Source organism: Calditrichota bacterium (assembly GCA_014359355.1).
GTDB lineage: Bacteria > Zhuqueibacterota > Zhuqueibacteria > JANLFK01 > Oleimicrobiaceae > Oleimicrobium.
On record JACIZP010000052.1, the window covers coordinates 1 to 2,386 of the forward strand.

A 2,386-nucleotide genomic window follows, 5' to 3' on the forward strand; every position below is an offset into this window, starting at 1 on the left:
CGTCTTGCTCATCAGTCGTTTGAGCCCCATCGCTTTCCCTCCTTAGAATGCGTGCGGCCGTTCAGTTTGAGGCGCATCATCCCAAGCAAGGTTCCAGCTTTCCACCTCCAGAAGTTCCTCAACGGTCACCACCCCCTTGCGCAGCAGCAGATTCACCACGGTGCGGAGGGAGATAGTGTCGGCCAGGGGGAAATCCACCTCCTGGCTGGTGGGTCGCTGGGCTTCTGGGTGTGCTTCGTGACTCATGCGTATCTCGCGTAGGCTCAGTGGCGCTGTCCCTTAGCGCAGGAGTTTCGCCAGGATGATACCCAGGATCAACCACAGGGGGATGCTGACGATGAGGGCCCAGTTGAGTCCCCGCAGCATGGGGATGGCCTTGAGCTGGCTCTTGCGCTCCAGGCCCCGCTCGATTCTGAGCTTCAGCTCCTCCAGGTTCACTGGCTTGACGAGGTAGTCGTACGCCCCTTCCCGCATGGCGCGGATGGCCGAGTCCAGAGAGGGGTACGCGGTCAACAGGATGACCACGGCGTGTCGGTCAAGGCTCATGATTTCCTTGAGCAACTGCAGGCCGTCCATCTCTGGCATTTTCATGTCCGTGACCACGGCGTCGATCGGGTACTCCTGGTACTTCTGCAGCCCTTCGCGCCCGTCCCGTGCCACGATCGGATTGTAGCCCCACCGCTTCATGACCTGGGGCAGAACGTCCAAGATGTCTTGTTCGTCATCAACGATGAGGATGTTGCTCATTGCCGTCGCACCTTTCGCTCTGCGCCAATGCCCCGCTCTCATGCAGGAACGCTCGGTGGCCGCCTGCGGCTTGTGTGACCAGCGAGGCGCCCGTGAATTCCACGTGCTTGCAATATAGCCCTTTTTTGCCACTTATGCAAGTCAAAAATCATGGCATAGGGGGGTTCTCCGGTGACATAAAAAAGGCGAGCACCTATTTGCTCGCCTTTGCAGATTCTGCATGTGTCCCCGACTATCTGTTCTCCACCCCAAACGTGTAGCGCTGCCGATAGGTGTGCTGTCCCTCCCCGGGATTACAACGCCCAAAGTCCGTCCAGCGCAGGACGCAATTCACCAGGGCGCACTCCAGCTCTGGATCTCCGAGCGTGGACTCCACCACCTCCGCACTCGTCACCTGCCCCTCCGGCGATACCACAAAACGCAGGTCGATAGACCCTTCAAGGCTTGGATTGATCTTGACTCGCTGCCGGTAGCATTCCAGAATCTCTTGGTTATGGCGGGCCAAGACCTCGGCGACATGAGTCGGGGATCGCACATCCACCGGCACGGATCCGCCGTCGCCTTGCCCCCGTTCCCGCGAGAACCGCTCGAGGCGCGCCAAGTTCCCGTTGCGTATCTCGGCGATCCAACTGCTTTCGCCTTCCTTGGGGCTGTCCGTCTTGTCGACGCCTTCCGTGGCGATTCGCGGGGAAGCGTCCCGAGAGGAAGTCACAACCTGCGTGTCGCCCTCCTGCTGTGCCTGTGTCCGCACAGGCCTGCTGGCGGGCTCAGGGTTTCTCTGCAGCGTCGCGACCTCGCTACTGGCGGGGACGGCCGGTCCATCATACTGCTGCGCAGCTGCCACCTCCGGGCCGGGGACTTGTGGAGTCCGCCGCTCCTCAACACCTTCCCGGCCGTAGCGCGTCTGCACTGCCAGCAGCGCGGTAGCACAGACTATCGCCAGGCACCACTTTGCTCCCTTTCGCACCACAGTCCTGACACCTCCCTTCATCTTCCTCCCCCTCCAGGTTTGTGGCTTCCAGGAACCGCCCCAGGCAGTCCCTCCCACTTCTCTGTAAAGCGCCCCGTGTTCCATACAACCGCCCCCCGATGTACCCCTGTTCTTCCTCCAAGGTGCATCGGTCTTTTCCTTTGCTGGTGGCGGCTATCGTCTTTTCGCACCGCGCCAGGACCGTGCGGTCCCTGCCCCGGTCAGCAAGCAGCGATTGTGCAAATATTCGACTCGTTCTCAGTCCGAGACACCTCACCTCCACCTTGGACGTGAGAGGAGCTCGCGCTCGCTTTGATTGTGCCAATTTACAACAATTCTCGAAGAAGTCAAGGGGAAATTTCGGCAGGTTAGGCTGGATTCTCAGACTGGCTGCTGTTCGGGCGTGCTCTTGTGCACTTCCTGAACACGCGGGTGCCACCGCGCAGCAGCAGGGGAAGAGCCCATACCGCTACGCGGTGGCGAACCGGCTACTTTGCGAGCAGGAGCTTCACCCTCTGCACCTGTCCTCCGTGCGAGAGCACGGCGACGTAGACGCCGCTTCCCACTGGTTCTCCGCGACTGTCTCGGCCGTCCCACACCAGCTTGTGGCGACCTGCTGGCTGCGATTGGTCGCAGAGTAGGGCTATGAGCTGGCCCCTCACGTTGTAA

4 protein-coding genes are annotated in these 2,386 nt (G+C 60.8%); all 4 read right to left on the minus strand.

Translation table 11 applies throughout. The features are described 5' to 3' along the window. Window positions 1-42: 42 nt before the first annotated feature. A complete protein-coding gene (locus H5U38_02265; GenBank protein MBC7185837.1) occupies window positions 43-246 on the minus strand; it encodes a hypothetical protein in 204 nt (67 codons plus the stop codon). Between the two features lie 33 nt (window positions 247-279). Further along, window positions 280-747, minus strand: coding sequence for a response regulator (locus H5U38_02270; GenBank protein ID MBC7185838.1), 468 nt, complete (start codon window positions 745-747; stop codon window positions 280-282). Between the two features lie 232 nt (window positions 748-979). Continuing rightward, window positions 980-1,738: a TonB family protein gene (locus tag H5U38_02275; GenBank protein MBC7185839.1), complete on the minus strand. Its 759-nt coding sequence runs from the start codon at window positions 1,736-1,738 to the stop codon at window positions 980-982. A gap of 467 nt (window positions 1,739-2,205) precedes the next feature. After that, a partial coding sequence (locus tag H5U38_02280; GenBank protein ID MBC7185840.1) for a hypothetical protein occupies window positions 2,206-2,386 on the minus strand: 181 nt, incomplete at its 5' end.

What these genes read in the sequence shown, in the direction of transcription:
- H5U38_02265 (MBC7185837.1), bottom strand. Translation starts at nt 246, where the DNA reads ATGAGTCACGAAGCACACCCAGAAGCCCAGCGACCCACCAGCCAGGAG.
- H5U38_02270 (MBC7185838.1), bottom strand. Translation starts at nt 747, where the DNA reads ATGAGCAACATCCTCATCGTTGATGACGAACAAGACATCTTGGACGTT.
- H5U38_02275 (MBC7185839.1), bottom strand. Translation starts at nt 1,738, where the DNA reads ATGAAGGGAGGTGTCAGGACTGTGGTGCGAAAGGGAGCAAAGTGGTGC.